At 33.8% G+C, this 14,066-nt stretch carries 23 protein-coding genes; 1 reads left to right on the top strand and 22 read right to left on the bottom strand.

Annotated features, from left to right (window positions below):
• Nucleotides 1–262: 262 nt before the first annotated feature.
• From JZO69_RS14200 to JZO69_RS14190, 3 genes are all read right to left on the bottom strand, one after another.
• Nucleotides 263–772 (bottom strand): hypothetical protein, encoded by a 510-nt coding sequence (locus JZO69_RS14200; protein WP_207113491.1) that lies wholly within the window; start codon nt 770–772, stop codon nt 263–265.
• Complete coding sequence (locus tag JZO69_RS14195) at nt 769–2,085, bottom strand: Y-family DNA polymerase (protein ID WP_207113490.1); 1,317 nt, start codon at nt 2,083–2,085, stop codon at nt 769–771. Before JZO69_RS14195 ends, JZO69_RS14200 begins: the two co-directional genes overlap by 4 nt.
• 126 nt (nt 2,086–2,211) lie before the next feature.
• The gene (locus JZO69_RS14190; RefSeq protein ID WP_207113489.1) at nt 2,212–2,775 is read right to left on the bottom strand and encodes an SOS response-associated peptidase; all 564 of its coding nucleotides are present in this window, start codon (nt 2,773–2,775) and stop codon (nt 2,212–2,214) included.
• A 214-nt stretch (nt 2,776–2,989) separates the two neighbouring features.
• Here JZO69_RS14190 and JZO69_RS16890 point away from each other — a divergent pair, with 214 nt between their 5' ends.
• Complete coding sequence (locus JZO69_RS16890; protein WP_207113488.1) at nt 2,990–3,085, top strand: type I toxin-antitoxin system Fst family toxin; 96 nt, start codon at nt 2,990–2,992, stop codon at nt 3,083–3,085.
• Between the two features lie 192 nt (nt 3,086–3,277).
• Here JZO69_RS16890 and JZO69_RS14180 read toward each other — a convergent pair whose 3' ends face one another.
• The 19 genes from JZO69_RS14180 to JZO69_RS14090 all read right to left on the bottom strand — a co-directional run.
• Nucleotides 3,278–3,454 carry a hypothetical protein gene (locus JZO69_RS14180; protein ID WP_207113487.1) on the bottom strand — a complete coding sequence of 59 codons (177 nt, stop codon included), beginning with the start codon at nt 3,452–3,454 and terminating at the stop codon, nt 3,278–3,280.
• Between the two features lie 33 nt (nt 3,455–3,487).
• The gene (locus JZO69_RS14175) at nt 3,488–3,748 is read right to left on the bottom strand and encodes a hypothetical protein (RefSeq protein WP_207113486.1); all 261 of its coding nucleotides are present in this window, start codon (nt 3,746–3,748) and stop codon (nt 3,488–3,490) included.
• 33 nt (nt 3,749–3,781) lie between these two features.
• Nucleotides 3,782–4,219 (bottom strand): helix-turn-helix domain-containing protein, encoded by a 438-nt coding sequence (locus JZO69_RS14170; RefSeq protein WP_207113485.1) that lies wholly within the window; start codon nt 4,217–4,219, stop codon nt 3,782–3,784.
• 182 nt (nt 4,220–4,401) lie between these two features.
• On the bottom strand, nt 4,402–4,866 hold the full coding sequence (locus JZO69_RS14165; protein ID WP_207113484.1) for a hypothetical protein: 465 nt from the start codon (nt 4,864–4,866) through the stop codon (nt 4,402–4,404).
• 160 nt (nt 4,867–5,026) lie between these two features.
• Nucleotides 5,027–5,317: a hypothetical protein gene (locus tag JZO69_RS14160; protein WP_086347135.1), complete on the bottom strand. Its 291-nt coding sequence runs from the start codon at nt 5,315–5,317 to the stop codon at nt 5,027–5,029.
• An 11-nt stretch (nt 5,318–5,328) separates the two neighbouring features.
• Complete coding sequence (locus tag JZO69_RS14155) at nt 5,329–5,547, bottom strand: hypothetical protein (protein WP_207113483.1); 219 nt, start codon at nt 5,545–5,547, stop codon at nt 5,329–5,331.
• 2 nt (nt 5,548–5,549) lie between these two features.
• Nucleotides 5,550–6,182 (bottom strand): hypothetical protein, encoded by a 633-nt coding sequence (locus JZO69_RS14150; protein ID WP_207113482.1) that lies wholly within the window; start codon nt 6,180–6,182, stop codon nt 5,550–5,552.
• A gap of 312 nt (nt 6,183–6,494) precedes the next feature.
• Nucleotides 6,495–7,058: a recombinase family protein gene (locus tag JZO69_RS14145; RefSeq protein WP_207113481.1), complete on the bottom strand. Its 564-nt coding sequence runs from the start codon at nt 7,056–7,058 to the stop codon at nt 6,495–6,497.
• Nucleotides 7,059–7,231: 173 nt separating this feature from the next.
• Nucleotides 7,232–7,480: a hypothetical protein gene (locus JZO69_RS14140; RefSeq protein ID WP_207113480.1), complete on the bottom strand. Its 249-nt coding sequence runs from the start codon at nt 7,478–7,480 to the stop codon at nt 7,232–7,234.
• Between the two features lie 30 nt (nt 7,481–7,510).
• Complete coding sequence (locus tag JZO69_RS14135) at nt 7,511–7,678, bottom strand: hypothetical protein (protein ID WP_207113479.1); 168 nt, start codon at nt 7,676–7,678, stop codon at nt 7,511–7,513.
• Between the two features lie 240 nt (nt 7,679–7,918).
• Nucleotides 7,919–8,176: a helix-turn-helix transcriptional regulator gene (locus tag JZO69_RS14130; RefSeq protein ID WP_207113478.1), complete on the bottom strand. Its 258-nt coding sequence runs from the start codon at nt 8,174–8,176 to the stop codon at nt 7,919–7,921.
• Nucleotides 8,177–8,192: 16 nt separating this feature from the next.
• On the bottom strand, nt 8,193–8,768 hold the full coding sequence (locus tag JZO69_RS14125) for a helix-turn-helix domain-containing protein (RefSeq protein ID WP_207113477.1): 576 nt from the start codon (nt 8,766–8,768) through the stop codon (nt 8,193–8,195).
• 15 nt (nt 8,769–8,783) lie between these two features.
• A complete protein-coding gene (locus tag JZO69_RS14120; RefSeq protein WP_207113476.1) occupies nt 8,784–9,014 on the bottom strand; it encodes a hypothetical protein in 231 nt (76 codons plus the stop codon).
• A 219-nt stretch (nt 9,015–9,233) separates the two neighbouring features.
• Complete coding sequence (locus tag JZO69_RS14115) at nt 9,234–10,166, bottom strand: DNA-methyltransferase (protein ID WP_242586869.1); 933 nt, start codon at nt 10,164–10,166, stop codon at nt 9,234–9,236.
• 85 nt (nt 10,167–10,251) lie between these two features.
• A complete protein-coding gene (locus JZO69_RS14110; protein ID WP_207113475.1) occupies nt 10,252–10,707 on the bottom strand; it encodes a DNA N-6-adenine-methyltransferase in 456 nt (151 codons plus the stop codon).
• A 39-nt stretch (nt 10,708–10,746) separates the two neighbouring features.
• Complete coding sequence (locus JZO69_RS14105) at nt 10,747–11,043, bottom strand: hypothetical protein (protein WP_242586868.1); 297 nt, start codon at nt 11,041–11,043, stop codon at nt 10,747–10,749.
• 26 nt (nt 11,044–11,069) lie between these two features.
• Nucleotides 11,070–12,101 carry a hypothetical protein gene (locus JZO69_RS14100; protein ID WP_207113474.1) on the bottom strand — a complete coding sequence of 344 codons (1,032 nt, stop codon included), beginning with the start codon at nt 12,099–12,101 and terminating at the stop codon, nt 11,070–11,072.
• A gap of 15 nt (nt 12,102–12,116) precedes the next feature.
• On the bottom strand, nt 12,117–12,851 hold the full coding sequence (locus JZO69_RS14095; RefSeq protein ID WP_207113473.1) for a DNA/RNA non-specific endonuclease: 735 nt from the start codon (nt 12,849–12,851) through the stop codon (nt 12,117–12,119).
• Between the two features lie 19 nt (nt 12,852–12,870).
• A partial coding sequence (locus tag JZO69_RS14090) for a relaxase/mobilization nuclease domain-containing protein (RefSeq protein WP_207113472.1) occupies nt 12,871–14,066 on the bottom strand: 1,196 nt, incomplete at its 5' end.

Here is a 14,066-nt window from a genome sequence, read left to right as displayed (position 1 = left end):
TTAACTATGATCGTACAATAGCATTTAAAGAGAGTAAGAGAAAAAGAGAATATTCTCTTTTTCTCTTACTCTCTTTAAAAAGATATACTTATCTTTAATAATTATTTGGTATTACAAATTATCTGTAATGTTGAATTAAATTATATTCAGCAATTCAAAGTGTAACTGTTCCAGCGTAGCGAACCGTTGCGCATTGTGCTGCTACCAAATCAGCGCGACTCCAGCTGATTACTACTTCTTGTCTCTTCAAATCAATTGTTTCTCATTCTACCCATTCATCATCTGAAAAATACTCATTGAATGCATCTTCAAGTTTGGCTTGTTCTTCTTGTTCCATAGCTTTGTACTCATCTTTGTCAAAAGGGTAGGGGAGAGCTTCATTCTCATCCGCTGACCATTTCCTAAAATCATGAATCTTGATATGCCTTATGTCAGTATAATCAAGATACTGATCACCAATCAGTAACACATCCAGATCCATAAATCCCCTAAAATTGCCCCATATAGGCTCCTTAGTACGTCCTAATTGATCAAGACTATTTAATTGTACTTCTAAAATTTTGTTATACTTGATAGATCGTTCTAAGCAGTATTCGATATAGTTAATATCTTGTTGCGGCAAACGTTCCAGATCTCGTTTAGACTCTTTTTTGGACTCTTTGATACCTTCTTGTAGCTCACCGATTGCAAAGGCTGTATCCCACTTATAGGCCATACCACGATCCCGATAATCGTTATAATCGATAAATTCTTTCTTAGTCCGTTTACTCATGAACTCACCCCAACATTTCCGCCAGCATGACCGGCCACAAGTCCAGACCTCGATACTGCAGTTGCACCTTCCATCAAGGAAGAAGCATGTATCAATGATTTAAACCCATATTTTTTACGAATAGTATCGATCAAAAAATCCAAACGCTGCTCATTTAATTCTTGATCTGGATCTGAAAATAGATCCAGCTGAAGCGTATCTGTTTGAACTAATTTCGAATACGAAATTCCGACATGTCGGACATCCTGCCCATTATATTCCATCCTGAACAATCCGATTATGTAATCAGACAACACTTTAGTATTGTTAGAATGGGGTATCTTCATCTGTTTCCGCCACCCATAACGTCCCTGCTTATCGATATACCCTTTGGAATAGCCCACAGATAAAGAGATACAAGCTGTTTTTAAATGGTTGCTACGGAGACGAGAAGCCACTTGATCAGCTATCTCTCTAAGCACGAGTTCCAGCTGGTTTTGTCTTGTATAATCTCTAGGGAGTACCTGGCTATTACCAATCGATTTATCTACTTTAGCAGCTTTCTTTTTTTGTCCTAAAAAGCTACGATCAATTCCCCAGGAGTGAGCATATAACTGTAGTCCCATTACGCCAAATTCTCTTTTAAGGCGGTAGGGATCAGCTTCAGCAATCTCTTTAATGGTCCTAATTCCTAACCAATTAAGCCGTTTAACTGTCCGGTGTCCAATACCACAAAACTCTGTCATTGGATTGATTCCCCATACCTTCTGCGGCACATCCTCGTAACGCCACTCTGAGATAAAATCTTTGCTGTGCTTGGCACCATTATCTAATGCTAACTTCGACAACAGGGGATTGTCTCCAATACCAACAGTTACATAGATTCCTGTTTGATCCTTTACTTTCAGCTGGATTAATTTTGCAATTTCATAAGCATTATTACAGTTAAAAAGCTTCAAAGAATTTGTCGCATCTAAAAACGATTCGTCTACACTAAAAACAGAATGATCCTCATCCGCAACAAATGATTTATATATCTGATTAATTTCTACATTTTTTTTCATGTACAAACTCATTCTCGGAGGGACGATCAGTAGGTCCTTATGAAAGGGGACTTCATTTGACCTAGTTACGTTAGAGATTCCAAGAACTTTTTTAGCAAGGGGAGAAGCTGCTAACACTAATCCTCCTGAATTCTCCGCACCACTCATGACGATTAACATTGTCTTTAGTGGGTGAAGTCCTCTATCAACACACTCAACACTAGCGTAAAACGATTTACAATCAATACACAAGATATCTCTACTAGGTTCTTTGCTATAATCAAATTTCATTTACCTCACCTTTTTTGAAGTGACTTTGTTCTACAATTATACGAACATTAGTTCTTTTTGTCTAGCATGAGATAGTCTGCCCAAAGCAAAAAAAACTTATGCACGGGGCATAAGTCTTTTACTACCTTAAACTGGAGTACTGATCAACATAGGCATCTGCTCTTTTAAGTAGCTCTCAGCAAACTGTTCATCAAAAATCCACTGATCAATCATTTCTTTTTTTAAAATTAGTGGCATACGTTCATGAATTTGATCCACAGACTGATTAGCTGCAGTAGTAAGAATTGTACTTCTGTTGCCATCCTCAAAGTTTTTATAGAATCCGGCCAAATAAAGACTTGTGGAGTGACTATCATTAAACAAGAACTTTTGCTTATCCTTGTTCCATTCAAAAAATCCGGTAGTGGGAAATACACATCGAGTATTACTAAATGCTGAAGCAAACGTCTTTTTTTCTGTAACAGTCTCTGCTCTGGCATTAATAAGTAGCTGACTTTTTTTAAATCCATGAAATCCCCATATCATTCCTTCTACATCAACCTTATGATTTTTCCTTCCCACAATCAAAGGAACGTTGTTGGAAGGAAAAATCTCACCTGTTTTGACATCCATATTTTTAGACTGAATATTTTTTATGATATCGTCAATTTCTTCTGATTCCCCTGGATCTAAAAAGTATCTACCGCACATAAAAAGTCCTCCTAATAGAATATATTTTCTTAAATTCTACAAGAGGATATCAACATTTGCGAAAAATTTGATTGCATACACTTACTTAACTCTTTTCTAGCCATTAGTTTCAAATTTATAGTTTACTCGATCAGTCAAAAATTAGTATTTGTGGAACAACGAAATTAAGTTATAATAGAGTGTCGCCTATCCGACAGTCTTGCGACTAAAGGAGGTGTTATACTTGATCGAACTAATCATTTGCCCCCTTCTTGTAGGGATATTAGTTGCCCTTTTTGAGTATTGGCTAAATACCAAAAACAAGAAGTAAAACTACACTACGGCGACATTAGCCCACGAAAAACCCCTAGAGAATCCGACTTCTCTAGGGGTTAAGTGTTATACTTGATCTTCATTTGCATGCTTATTATAGCACTTTTTTGATTTGTTAACAACATTGTTACATTTTTAGTAATCCTTTTTGGAATAGAAACCATTATAGTTATTAAACCTTTTAAATTTATTAACTGTATGGAGGTTTATCTTTAGTATTTTCAATAGGTATTCTGTCTAACTCATCCAAATTACAAACTTTGTATTCTGCTTTAGGAAAATTAGGAAATTGGTATTTTTCAGATTTTTCTGAATCATGATTAAACATACTTGTTAACAACAACGTTGGTAGTAATAATTCAAACATTTTTCAACCTTCTTTCCAATCCTTTTTGGGTCTTTAAATAAATACAGGTTTACCATATTTAAAAAAATATACAAACTTTCTTGTGGCATTTTCAAACTTTCCCCATTCAATAATATAATAACCATTTTTTTCAATCTCTTTTAAGGTTTCATTTATCAAAGATTCTATGAGATCTGTTCGACTACTAAAAAAACCAGTTATTTCAATTCCTCGTTTTTCATAATATTCAATACAATCTAAAATTTTAACTTCCTGCTCTTTAAACAAAGCGGGATATTTTTTTGAAGTCTCCATTCACTTCACCCTTTCTGATCCTTTTTGGGAATACTATTTTTTAGTTTTTTCATAAGTGTAAATACTATTTCCTTCTATACGTACACATGATTTTTTACTTTTGCTATCCAACTCTTCAAATTGAATAGTTATGTCTTTTTCCTTAGTTTCTTCAGCGATTTTTTGAACTATCAAGTTTCTTGCTTCTAACTCCAAATCAACCCTCTGTTCAAAATCCACTATCCAATTTTTTTCATGTCTAACTAACCATAATCCACTGTTTGCTTCTTTTTCTGTCATTCCTGTTAAATGTTCCATTCCTTCACGAGTAATAATGTACGTTTTACCAAACTTTCGTATAGTTCCTTCTTTGAACTTTTCAGGGTACTTAGATAATTGCTGCCTGACATATCCTTCATCATAACCCCATCGTTCACTTGCTTCGCTTGCTGTCATCAAATCTTCACTACTTAATTCATACTTTTTAGTCATGTATTATTCCACCTTCTTTAGACGAAGAACAAATAAAAGTTGTTCGCCATACTATAACTTGATATAATCACAGTATAGCGAACATTTGCAAGGTGTTTACTAGTTTGTTGTTTGATTATTAGCCGTAATCAGACAACTTTTTTTATTTGTTTTATTCAATTCATTCACCTCAAATTCTTTTATTACAATACTCTTAATAGTCCTCCAAATCGTTGTTCAAACAGACAAGATCCAAATTCTGAAAAATCAGGACATGATACATTATGCACATAACATACTTGTGTCAAATCTTCTAAATCTTCGTGATCTATTTCCCACTCTTCCTCGGTTTTACATACATATAAAAGAGAGTACATTATTCCCATATCAGTTTGAGTTTTAACAACATGATATACTAATCCATCAGATTCAGTTTCAAATTTTTTAACAATTTCTTTTTCCTCACCTGTGAGCCAATTTAATTTTGGAATGTATCTTACCTGATTATTTCCAGATCCAGTATTTATGTTAATATTAATAGCGGTTGAACAATTTAAAACTCCATTTTCAAAATCCTTTTTAACATTTTCGATTAGCTGCCATTTGTTTATTCGGATCAGCCCTTCATGTTTTTGCTTTTCTTTAAATTCTCTTGTTGTTTCATTCATAATTAATTCCTCCCATCATAATTATAAGCTATATCGCTTACAATTAAATAATACACGTTATCGCTTATAAAGTCAATGGTTATGTCTGATATTATTATCTTTTTATACTAAAAAAGAAGTGTATTTCACACTTCTTTTACTGATCCTTTTTGGGACTATCTTATTTAATAGATCTCTGTTGATAGTCATTGTAATTATCTAAAGTATGCGGAATATTGTTCTTATCACAATAATCATGAAATTTACTTAGTTCATATCTATCGGAGAAATTTGATATTAGAACAGCTAATCCCATACATACGACTAAAATAATGGCTGCTTCTAAAGTATACAACTTAGTACCAATCACTTCATGCAAAGCAAAATTTAACATCAAGCCAACTGTCAAAACAAATATGCAACCATACATAATAATGCCTGCTATTACGTTTAAACACTTACTCAACAACATACACACTCCTCCTACTGATCCTTTTTGAGAAATTGATACAGTCCTTCTAAAGTAGGCTCTTTAATCTCAGCAAGATACTTTTTTGTTATTGGATTCTCTTTCAATAAACCTGAATACTTATCAATACATCCTGCTTCCTCTAATTTAGCCCACTTTTCTGAATCAATTTGTTCTGTTGGAAAAACTCTTCCTGATAATACAATTTTCTTAGTATTTAGATTTGAGTACATACTTAAATTCCTTTCTGATCCTTTTTGGAAATATTACCTATATTCTTAAGCAGACTATCAAACCCACTCCAGTAACTCTGTACGGCTTTTTCAGCTTCGGATTTAGAAGGAAAAGTCGCAAGGTTTAAATAGAAATCTCCATTATAGTTAAAGAGCATTTTATTTCTATATTCTTCTATCTCTTCTTGTGATTGTAGCTGCCTAAATAAAATAATTGTATTTTCATCAATTATCTCCAGTAAATAATTTGGTGCAGCTATTTCTACATTTTTAGCAGGATAGTTCATTTCTTGATAGTATAATTCTTTAATTTCCATGTTCATCCTATCTTCTTCTTTCTGATCCTTTTTAGAAATAAGGTTTCCTTCTTCGTCCCACTCACAATCATATTTTTCATTGTTACGTACATAATTTGATAAGTGTGAGTCATGTGAGACATAACGGTGAAATTCAACATCATCCAAAGCTATTTCGTCACTATATCCGTCAGCTGACGTATAAACAAGTGTTTCTTCTTCAGTAACCATGTTCTCAATTCTTTTTAGTCCAACAACATTCTCATAAATACTTTTTTCAAAATAGCCTTCTTCATCTTCATAGATATAAAAAATGACTAAGTCTTTTGTTCCTTCCATTTTCTTTCCTCCTATTAATCCTATTTCAAATTGACAACGCTGCAACATTCCTTTAACATTAAATGTAAGGGAACAAGTTTTTATACCAAAAACGAGCGTTTTCGATAATTTGCATAATTAATGATTCAATGAATATTAAATGCTGGCATTACTGGAAGTTGTCCTAGTTTTGGGATAGCTTTTTTATTTTACCTAAAACGTCGTTTTAGGTAATCACTAGATTACTTGTTCAAGGTAACACCTCAGTTTAAAAGTTGAAATGAGCTTAGAATCTCTCTACCATTAACGTAGTTTTACCGAATATAGATTTAGTTATAAGTTTTGGTACTTTCTTCGTCTTTTTTCTCTGTAAAGAGACGCTTCACTTATTCCAGTTTTACGTGAGACATTTTTCGTAGTATCTTTCTTTAGCAATTCCATAGCTAGATCCAATTGATCCTTACTGAATTTTTTTGGCCGTCCTTCTCGAAAATCAGGATTTAGTTTAGCAATCGCCTTTCCTTCTTGTGTACGTTCTACAATCATATCTCGTTCAAATTCTGCAAATGCCGAAAAAATTGTAAATGTCAATCTTCCAGTTGGTGTGTTCTCGATTATACCCATATTTAAAATATGAACTTTGATTCCTCTTTTGAAAAGATTTTGAACAGTCTCTAGTCCTTGAACAGTTGATCGAGCGAAACGATCTAATTTTGTAACGACTAACGTGTCACCTTCAGATAATTCTTTAAGCAGCGTTTGAAATTCTTTTCGTTCTATTTTTGTTCCTGTGAATTTTTCAGTGTAGATTTTTTCGCAACCGGCTTTTTTTAAAGCGACAATTTGAGATTCTAAATCTTGTCCCCAGGTACTCACTCTTGCATAGCCAAAAATCACAATTTTTGCCCCATTTCTCACCTTATTTATGATAGTAAGATATGACAGTCTTACAAGCCTTATTTTATCACACCACACAAACACTATCAATACTTTTAAGTTTTGATAGTCTATCTTGGAAAGAAAATGAGTAAAATAATTTTACTCATAAACAATCTATAAATTAATATTTGTTAATAAAAATTTTTTAAACCCGATAATGTTTCTTCTAGTTCTTTTACAAATTTATTATACTCCTCATATCCATTTTCACCATTCTCAAAAAATCTTTTTTCATCGATCCCTTGCAGCAGATCGATTGCAGCTTTAAAAACTAAATCTTGGTGCCAAAAGGGCATGTTGCTTTTTCCCTCTATTGTAATTTTTAGATTCTCGCCAGTTTCTAATTTTCCTGATTCTGTCTTAAATTTTACATCCTTCATAACACTACTCCTAACTCTTCATTTTTCCTATTAAACTTTAATTAATTCATATGGCTCAAAGTTTGAAGCAGCTTTACTTGCTTCTACTTCAGTATTGAAAACTGTAGCTGATTCTTTGGACTTTACTGTTAAATTAACAGGACCTTGTTTCTCAACCAAAAATTTCTTAGTTTCTGTATTTTGTACGACAAATCCCATACTAAATCCCTCCTTACATTTAATTGGATTACTCCTAAAACCATTATACATTAATTTACTATTTGTACTAAAAAATAATAGTGTATTTTGTAACTTAAAAAATGTGCAAATTATCAATTAGAGTGACAAAAAAGAGAGGGTTCTATTTTTACTTAGTTTAAAAAAATACCTATACGTAAAACGAATGTTTTTGGGAAACATACATTTAAGAGAATCTGACACAATCAGTTTGTGTCAGATTTATTCTTCTTTCTTTTCAAAAATAAATACCTGGTCAATTGATCGACCCAATACATCTGCAATATCATGGGCAAGCAACAAGCTAGGAGAAAATTCTTCTCGTTCTAATCGAAACATTGTTTGATAAGAGACGTTGACTTTGCTGCTTAATTCCGTTCGCAGCATTCCCTTACTTTCTCGTATTTCTCTTATTCTGTTCTTAAACAAGTAAGGGGCTTCTTTCTCTCGCTTAGGTTTGGGTGCTAACTCTCTTTTCATTTTGATTCACACCTAGCTACTTATCTCTTTTATCAAAATACTTGATATGCTGGTAATAGTTTTTATCAGCTTTTAATTCTGCACGTTTCTTGTAATAGGCTAGTAAGTAACTAGGCGTAAGAGGTTCGTCTGTAAAGTCAATCGGCTCAAACTTACTAACTATACTCATGACTTCATCCTGTAGATCCAAGAAGGTTTCTAAGTTTCCTGAAACAATACTTTCATGCATTTTTTGGAAAGTTGAAACTGGCTTCTTACTGTATGATTCTAGTTCATTTTGTTTAACACCGAATCCTGATCTTAAATTCGCAAGCAACAATTCCATGATCGCAAGCAGCTGACCAAAATAGTAATCTCTAGTATTAGTGTTTTGGTTATAAGTATTGTCCGGAGAAGTCATAAAATTTGAAAGCTTTGTAAGCATTCCATCTGTCATTTTTTCTGGATTCACCTTATCTTTTTTTAAGTTGCTGATAGTGGTATTAGTAACACCACTTTTTTCAGCAACATAATTAGCCTTAAACTTATTTTCTTTTAACATTTTCTGCAATTCGATTACTCGGTTGATCTTTGTAGAATTTAGTTCACCCATCAATAACGCTCCTCTTTATCCAAAAATAAGATCAAAATAATCTGCTTCATTTGTTTCAGCATTTTTGAAAACACCACTAATATCTTGGTTTAATATTAGATTTTGAACATTTTCAGGATATCCATTAAATGTTTCTAAATATTCGCCATATCCAGTTAACACAAGAGTTGCATTGTATTGTGCTGCTAGTTTTTCGTCTACATCATTCATCAATTCGATAATTTCTAAGTCTGTTAGTTTTGTCATGTTTATTCCCTCTTTCTCTCTTATCTATAATACAATAATACCACACTATTCGATTAAATTCAATAGTTTTTAATAGTTTTTAATAAAAAAAAAGCTTCTTTCATCGGAAATCTGACTCAACGTGCTTATGTAAAGTTCTGTATATTTACACGTATAATTTACTACAAAAAAGTGATCTCGCTGCAGCTGCACAAGATCACTTTTGCCTATACTCAAAATTTACATACTGTTCAATCGTTCTAATGAAGATAGATAAATATCTTTGTCCTTTTCAAATCCTAAAAAATGTCTATTATTTTTTTTACATACAACTCCAGTTGTTCCACTCCCCCAAGCATTATCAAGTATCAAATCGCCTTCGTTAGAATATGTCTTTATGAAATATTCAACAAGTGATTCAGGCTTTTGTGTTGGGTGTATTGCTAATTTTTGTTTGTCAGTAGCAAACGTTAAAACGCTACGTGGGTAGCGTTCTGTAGAACCACCACCAGAAATGCCTACTTTGGTTTTACCGTAGTTACTACCATCATTTTGGTGCTTAGTATAGCTATTTACTGGCTTATGTCCTGTTGTTTTTTGAGGGTTGTAAGTAGGTAGCTTTTTATAAAAAACAAGAACATTTTCATGTGCCTTCATTAGCATTTTTTTTGCGTTTAAATGTCCAGTAGCAGTTGTTTTTTCCCAAATCCATTCATATCTCAACATATCTAAATTACTGTTAGCAAGGATCTTATCAAAAGGAGTTTGGGCTGTAAGAACAATTGCTCCATTATTCTTTATGATCCGTTTATACTCTTTCCAAAGTGGTTCAAGAGGAATTAAACTATCCCAATGGTTATTTGTGGTTGCATAGGGTAAATCACAAAAAATCATATCTATAGTATGATCTGGAATCCGTTTCATGCCTAATAAACAATTTTCATTAAAAACTTGATCCCACAGTTCAGTAACACTTTCTACTGTTTTCATTTCTTCACTTGCTACTTTAGTTAAAAAATGACCATACTGATTTTCTTCAGATAATTTTTGAATTGCTTGATCTGTAGTTCCTAAATTGAGAATCACACGTTGTTTGACTTTGGTTCCTTCTCTATAGTTCTCCGCTAAACTCCAATATAGAGTATTATTTACTTTCCTTCTTTTCAAAAACATTTTGACACTACAACCTCCATTTTTTTGACACTACATTTCCGATTTAAAGGATAGATTTTATAAAATAAATCTATCACCAAAACCGTCATTTATTATTTAAGTCGCCATATACAACAATAGCAGAATCAAATGGAGCATTAATCTTGTGCCTATTTCCATTTGTCTCAAAGTGTAATCGTCCTTCTAAAAAATCAATTCTTGCTTTTCCAAAAATGTATTTGTGCCATCGCCAAGTCCCTGTTCTTGCTGGTATTAATAAAACAATTGTATTATTGTGTTTTTTATATGTCTCATACGCTTTTTTTACAAACTCATTTTGCATTTTTGTTGAGTATGGTGGATTACAAAAAATACTATTATATAGTCCCCAGTCTTGTTGTAAAGCGTCATCTTCTTCTGTAAAATATTTTGGTGCTTTAGCATTACTATGACTAGCTGCTGCATCTAGATCAAAATGGTATTGACTATCTAATTGTTCGTATAAATATTGTGGGGTTTCCCAATCTTGTTTTTTACTACTAAAAAGTATCTCTGTGTTCAAATAATTTCACCTCTCCTGAAAACGATATTTTTTGGAAACTTATTTACTTTCAGAAATCAAATTTCCTTCTTGGTCCCATTCACAATCAGCCCTAGCATTTGAGCGTACATAATTTGATAAATGTGAATTATGCGATACATATCGATAACACTCAACATCGTCCAGGCTAATTTCATCGCTGGATCCATCCGCTAAAATATAAACAAGTGTTTCCTCTTCAGTTATAATATCTCTGATTTCCTTTAAGCCTGTAATATTCTCATAAATTTTATTCTCAAAATATCCTTCCTCATCTTCATAAACAAAGAATAAAATTAAGTCTTTTGTTTCTTTCAATCTTATTCATCCTCTCTTTAATTTAATCAACTAAAATCACTCGAAAACAATGGAAAACCACTCACACAACAAATCGATCTTGGATTATTCTTTCCCCATTTTGGCTTTTTGTTGAATTCATATATTCTTCCTCCGCATTCCTTTCCTTTAGGAATAATGAAATAACCGTCTCGCTCTCGATCGATTGCTGCAAGAAGTGTCGCCTCTTCATCAGAGATTACAACTTGTCCACCCATTCGATAATGGCCAGACGACATATCCTCTCGATCACTTTTACTGTCTCCAGATTGAGCTAAAATCGGTGTATTAATTGGAAGTCCATTTTCAACTAACCAGGTCTCTGAGAAGGCTTGAACAATCACATACTTAGACGTATACAGTTCGTTTATTCCACCATTTGCCAATGGAATAAGCCAGTATTCATCAATTTTTAAGACACCATAGACATATTTATTTTGACTATTTAGGCGCTCCTCCAGTTGATCAACTTCCGTTAACCAATCTGAAATGGATCCTGATTGGAAAAAGGATTCGTTCATTTTTCTTTTTGCCTGGAGGGAAGTCAACTCCACGTCAACCACAGGTAAAGACGTACAATGATTTGCTTTTAATTCCTTATGATCCAGAATAGCCGTTGCCTCTAATTCAGAATAAGAATGTAGACAGTTGTCCACTAAAAATGTTAGGCCACCATATCGTTTATTTCCATTTCTTAGTATCCCGTGAAGATATCTTTTGTTTGGAAACATTGTCGCCAGCTGTAAAGAATGCTTTAGCTTCTTTTTGGAAATCATATCTGTGATCACGACATCGCAAGTACCATTTTTCTTTTCTACGTCATCGTCAAACCAATCTTCCCTTGAAAAAACCATCGGGACATAATCAAACAAGTAATGCCCACTTTCTGTAAAGTGTTGATCCTTTTGTGAACAAGCAATTTTTTGATCATAATAATGAAGGCCTTTACGATTCTTTTCAGCCATCACATTTTTTTCTTTATCCAGGCAATAGCCATAGTCTCCTTCAAACGTATCTGTTAAGTAAATTAGTTTCGTCATTTATATTTCCCTCCATTATTCTTTAGTTGCAGCTCCTGTCGCATAATTGATCTGATAGCCGTCTTGAACGTTGAAAATATAAACGTTGTAGGCAAATTCATCTGTTTCAACACTGGCTGCTTCCATTTGTACACCATGAGCCACCAATTCATCGCCAATAAAATGAGGCGTTACTCGATAACGAACATGATTTCCTGTTAAACGGATATAATCCATGATCTGATTTTCATAGTTCAACATGTGCGGAGTATTGAATTGCCTGGTACCTGTCATAAGATTTTTCATATTGTCGTTTTCTCCGGTAAGCTGAAAGCCAATCAGGTGGCATCTATTGTAGAGCCATTGACCGTCTGAAAGTTTCTTTTGTCTCCAGCCTGTAGGCTTAACAGTTAACGGCTCTCTTGCTTCAGTTGGAAATGATTCTTTTCCTATCAGTGCATTTGCGATCCCTACACGATTCAACTGATCTAAATCTGAAAAGGATTGCCACACACCTTTTGACAAATTTAAATCAGCTTCAGTAAACGTTGGACGATTATCATTGAGGACAACTTCTTGATTCACACCATCATATTTTATCGGCATATCTATAGCAGCTGCTTGCGTAGTGGATTGTTCCGTTCCTTCATTCCGTATATTTATAGCTTCAGTTATTGACTGTGGATTATGTGACACTTGATCACATGCCCCAACAATCAAAAGAGGCCACAATAAAAATAGTAAGCACCATTTCGCTTTTGTTTTCTTCATTTTTCCACTCCTTCAGTTTTTATTTTTCAAAGTCACCTGGTTCGCTCATTCCTTTATTTGTTAAAATGCCCATTGCAGCATCATATGTTTTCAGTTGTTTCTCAAATACTTTAACTTGCTTTTCTAGCTCATTTTTTTCTTCTCGCAGTGATTGAACTTTTGCTAACAGCTCTGTATTTTTCGGATCAAATTTTAATTTTTCGTTTGCTTTAAGCAGCTTGTCTTTTAACGCTGCTCTTGCTTCTTGTACTGCTTCAAAGTTGTCATGGAAATCTTGGCCCAATACTTTGGGTGCATTTTGACTGCTTACTTGTCGGGCAGTGAGGATATTCAATGCCGTAACCATTTCCCTAACCTGCTGAATAGCTGAATTCTTTCTTTTAGGCATCAAACCACTTTCACCGGATAAGTAATTTGCCAACGAAGCACCTTTTACAAATTTATTATTTTTGCCTGGCTCTTCACTCCAAAAATAAAAGGTATCTTTATAATTGAAGTGTGCTTCATAGCGACCATCTTCACGCTGATCCAATTTGTAGTCAGGAATCTTCACTACACCTTGCTCAAAACGGCCATAAGCAATCTCTACATAAATTCCTGTCACTGTATCTTTTTGAATTTGCCACGGTTCAATGATAAATGTGAGATCCGGCAATTCTTCTTTTTCTGCTTTTTGTTCCGCATACCTTTGAGCAATTTCTCCGACATGAAAAACGGCATCAGGATCATTTTTCCCTGTACGTTCCAGAATATTTTCTTCATTATAGATTCGGTGTTTTTTGTTCAATGTATAATCACGAGCGGGACGTTGTTGTGGCATATCCAATAATTTATAATTAATCACTTGACCATATTCTTTTGATTTATGGTTTGGATCCACCTCAATACTCAATGCTTTTGCTTTTAGCAAGAAGTCGTCCCAACTTGTACTGTGCTTCAATAAAAAGTTCAGACGTTCTTTTAATTCAAAACGAAAAGCGTACTTTCTTCGATACTCTTGATATTTTGTATGCGAGTTTTGCTTTGCTGATTCCAGGATCATTGCCCCATGATAGTCGGCCACTTTATCGGAATAATTTCTTAAGTGTGCAGCTGTTCCTCTTTGCCATCGGAATTTTTTTAAGTCAACACTTGACGTGGTATTGAAGATAATGTGGTTATGCAGGTGATCTTTATCTACATGTGTGGCAATCACAAATTCATAATCGCCGCCTA

This window comes from Candidatus Enterococcus ikei (genome assembly GCF_017316105.1).
GTDB classification, from domain to species: Bacteria; Bacillota; Bacilli; order Lactobacillales; family Enterococcaceae; genus Enterococcus_L; species Enterococcus_L ikei.
Note: the sequence above shows the minus strand (reverse complement) of the source record. Positions and strands in the feature narration are given on the sequence as shown.

What these genes read in the sequence shown, in the direction of transcription:
- JZO69_RS14200 (WP_207113491.1), bottom strand. Translation starts at nt 772, where the DNA reads ATGAGTAAACGGACTAAGAAAGAATTTATCGATTATAACGATTATCGG.
- JZO69_RS14195 (WP_207113490.1), bottom strand. Translation starts at nt 2,085, where the DNA reads ATGAAATTTGATTATAGCAAAGAACCTAGTAGAGATATCTTGTGTATT.
- JZO69_RS14190 (WP_207113489.1), bottom strand. Translation starts at nt 2,775, where the DNA reads ATGTGCGGTAGATACTTTTTAGATCCAGGGGAATCAGAAGAAATTGAC.
- JZO69_RS14180 (WP_207113487.1), bottom strand. Translation starts at nt 3,454, where the DNA reads ATGTTTGAATTATTACTACCAACGTTGTTGTTAACAAGTATGTTTAAT.
- JZO69_RS14175 (WP_207113486.1), bottom strand. Translation starts at nt 3,748, where the DNA reads ATGGAGACTTCAAAAAAATATCCCGCTTTGTTTAAAGAGCAGGAAGTT.
- JZO69_RS14170 (WP_207113485.1), bottom strand. Translation starts at nt 4,219, where the DNA reads ATGACTAAAAAGTATGAATTAAGTAGTGAAGATTTGATGACAGCAAGC.
- JZO69_RS14165 (WP_207113484.1), bottom strand. Translation starts at nt 4,866, where the DNA reads ATGAATGAAACAACAAGAGAATTTAAAGAAAAGCAAAAACATGAAGGG.
- JZO69_RS14160 (WP_086347135.1), bottom strand. Translation starts at nt 5,317, where the DNA reads ATGTTGTTGAGTAAGTGTTTAAACGTAATAGCAGGCATTATTATGTAT.
- JZO69_RS14155 (WP_207113483.1), bottom strand. Translation starts at nt 5,547, where the DNA reads ATGTACTCAAATCTAAATACTAAGAAAATTGTATTATCAGGAAGAGTT.
- JZO69_RS14150 (WP_207113482.1), bottom strand. Translation starts at nt 6,182, where the DNA reads ATGGAAGGAACAAAAGACTTAGTCATTTTTTATATCTATGAAGATGAA.
- JZO69_RS14140 (WP_207113480.1), bottom strand. Translation starts at nt 7,480, where the DNA reads ATGAAGGATGTAAAATTTAAGACAGAATCAGGAAAATTAGAAACTGGC.
- JZO69_RS14135 (WP_207113479.1), bottom strand. Translation starts at nt 7,678, where the DNA reads ATGGGATTTGTCGTACAAAATACAGAAACTAAGAAATTTTTGGTTGAG.
- JZO69_RS14130 (WP_207113478.1), bottom strand. Translation starts at nt 8,176, where the DNA reads ATGAAAAGAGAGTTAGCACCCAAACCTAAGCGAGAGAAAGAAGCCCCT.
- JZO69_RS14125 (WP_207113477.1), bottom strand. Translation starts at nt 8,768, where the DNA reads ATGGGTGAACTAAATTCTACAAAGATCAACCGAGTAATCGAATTGCAG.
- JZO69_RS14120 (WP_207113476.1), bottom strand. Translation starts at nt 9,014, where the DNA reads ATGACAAAACTAACAGACTTAGAAATTATCGAATTGATGAATGATGTA.
- JZO69_RS14115 (WP_242586869.1), bottom strand. Translation starts at nt 10,166, where the DNA reads ATGTTTTTGAAAAGAAGGAAAGTAAATAATACTCTATATTGGAGTTTA.
- JZO69_RS14100 (WP_207113474.1), bottom strand. Translation starts at nt 12,101, where the DNA reads ATGACGAAACTAATTTACTTAACAGATACGTTTGAAGGAGACTATGGC.
- JZO69_RS14095 (WP_207113473.1), bottom strand. Translation starts at nt 12,851, where the DNA reads ATGAAGAAAACAAAAGCGAAATGGTGCTTACTATTTTTATTGTGGCCT.